This is a genomic window from Acidimicrobiales bacterium, from assembly GCA_035512495.1.
In the GTDB taxonomy this organism is placed as follows: Bacteria; Actinomycetota; Acidimicrobiia; order Acidimicrobiales; family CADCSY01; genus DATKDW01.
This window is the reverse complement of sequence record DATKDW010000059.1, coordinates 1-2,201: the sequence shown is the minus strand read 5'-3', so window position 1 is coordinate 2,201 and position 2,201 is coordinate 1. Positions and strand designations below refer to the sequence as shown.

At 72.7% G+C, this 2,201-nt stretch carries 3 protein-coding genes; 1 reads left to right on the top strand and 2 read right to left on the bottom strand.

The genetic code is table 11. From position 1 onward, the window contains the following. On the bottom strand, window positions 1-432 hold a 432-nt coding region (locus VMN58_08550), incomplete at its 3' end, for an SDR family NAD(P)-dependent oxidoreductase (protein ID HUF33239.1). Window positions 433-517: 85 nt separating this feature from the next. Here VMN58_08550 and VMN58_08545 point away from each other — a divergent pair. After that, window positions 518-1,879, top strand: a complete 1,362-nt coding sequence (locus tag VMN58_08545; GenBank protein ID HUF33238.1) for a hypothetical protein — start codon at window positions 518-520, stop codon at window positions 1,877-1,879. 85 nt (window positions 1,880-1,964) lie between these two features. Here VMN58_08545 and VMN58_08540 read toward each other — a convergent pair. Then, window positions 1,965-2,201 (bottom strand): hypothetical protein (locus tag VMN58_08540; protein ID HUF33237.1); only part of this gene is annotated, 237 nt, incomplete at its 5' end.

Below are 2,201 nucleotides of genomic sequence, written 5' to 3'. Positions count from 1 at the left end.
GTTCACCAGGTGGCCGCCGTCGGACGCCACGAGCAGCGGCAGGAACGCCCGGCAGCCGTTGTAGACGCCACCCCAGCAGATGCCGAACGTGCGCTCCCAGGAGTCGCGCTCGTCGGCGATGAACGACCCGCCACCCCCGATGCCGGCGTTGTTGAACACCAGGTGGACGTGATCGGTGCCGAGCTCGGCCGTGACGTGGTCGCGGAAGGCCATCATCTGGCCCTCGTCGGAGACGTCGGCCACGAACGCGGTGAGCCGGGTACCGGCGGGGGCCTCCTTCTCGGCGAGCGAGACGGTCTCGGCCATCGTGTCCGCGTTGACGTCGCAGAGGGCGACGTGACAGCCCTCGGCCGAGAGCTGGCGGACCAGCTCGCGCCCCATGCCGGTGCCGCCACCGGTAACGACGGCGATGCGATCGGTGAACTGCTCCATTTGTCCCCCTGCGGACGTCGGGCGGTCGGGATCGACCAGACTTGACCGAGCGGTCAAGGACCTTACCCCAGTAGCGTGTGCCGCGATGACGGAGGTGCAGGCACGGCCCCCCGTGCCGGCACCGGCGTCGGCGCCGGCCCTCGACGAGGAGCCCGACCGACGCTGGTGGGCGCTCACCTCGCCGCGGCTCGCCCTGCTGAGCGGGCTCCTCTACCTGCCCTTCACGCTCCTCGGCTACGGCACCGACGTCGACATCACCAACGTCCTGCGCAGCGGCGAGACGATCCTCGACGGCAGCTACCGCTACTCCCGGCCACCGGGCGCCCTGCCCTACGAGGCCCTCGTCGGCGTCCTCGACCGGCTCGGCGGACCCACGGCGGTGAACCTGGCGTCGACGGCGATGGCGGTCACGCTGCTGAGCCTGCTCGCCCGCCTGGTGTCCGAGGCGCTCGGCGACCGACGGGCGCGGATCGCCGTCGTGATCGTGGCCACCCAGCCCTGGTTCTGGCTGGCCGCCACGTCCCTCGGCGACTACCTGTTCGCGCTGGGCCTGCTGCTCGCCGGCGTGCTCGCCGCCCGCCACGATCGCCGGGTGCTCGCCGGCCTCGCGTTCGCCACGGCGATCGCCTTCCGCTCCAGCACCGCGCTCCTCGTCTGGGCGTACCTGTTCGCCGAGCTGGTCGGATCCCGGGGCGGGCTGGAGGGCCACGTCCGTCCGGCGCCTGGGTCCCGGTGGCGCGATGCCCTCGTGACGGGCCTCGTCACCGCCGGCGCCGGGCTGGCGTGGTTCGTGCCGTCGTGGCTGTCGGCCGGCCGCACCGGCGCGTTCTTGGTGAACGACTTCGAGACCACCGGCTTCTCGGCCATGGTCGGGCGGTGGGGCGTGAAGAACATCGCCTTCTTCGGGGTGTTCAGCATCGTCGTGCTCATCGTCCTGCTCCCCACGCTCCTCGCCGGGGTCCGCCTTGCTCGCACCAGCCTGCTGGTCCGCTTCACCCTGCTGGTCGCCCTGGCCGCCGAGGTCCTCTTCCTGCGCTTCCCGTGGAAGCCGGTGCACCTGCTGCCGGTCCTGCTGTGCCTGGCCGTCCTGCTGGCGGCCAGCCCCCGGACCCGCACCTGGCACGTCGGCGCGCTCGTGACCTCCCAGGTGCTGCTGGCCTTCGTGTCGATCACCGTCGCCGAACCCGACGTGACCAATGCCGCCACCACCGGGCGGCTGCACCTCGGCACCGCCTGGGGTGTGATCATCAACGACCTCGACTGCCGGATCGACCCCCCCTACGGCGACGGCGGCTGGCCCGACCTCGACACCCCGGCCGCCGACTACGCCGCCATCGACGTGTTCACCTGCCAGGCCCGGCCGTGGCGACCCGGTGGCATCCCCGAGGACTACGGCCGGGGCGCCTCAGAGGACCGCCCCCCACCCCACCAGCTGCCCGAGCCCTGAGCCGGACCGGTTCCGCCGAGGGTCGGCGGCGGGATCGCATCTGCACCTTCGGCCCCGATCGGCGCCGGCGGGGTCCACGCCCGGGTCACCGGGCGTCGAGCTGCTCGCCCAGGCGACCCACGACGGAGACCAGGCGCTGGACCGTCGGGTGGCCCGGCAGCCGCTCGGACAGCGTCGCGGTCAAGGTCTCGTAGTACCAGCGCTGGTCCTCGGCGCGGCCGGTGGTGAAGCGAGACCAGAGCTCGTCACCCAGGCGCTCGAGGTCCTCGAGGATCGCGGTGGCGTTGTGGAGCTTGTCGGCCGCCGCCACGACGAGGGAGGT

What these genes read in the sequence shown, in the direction of transcription:
- VMN58_08545 (HUF33238.1), top strand. Translation starts at nt 518, where the DNA reads ATGACGGAGGTGCAGGCACGGCCCCCCGTGCCGGCACCGGCGTCGGCG.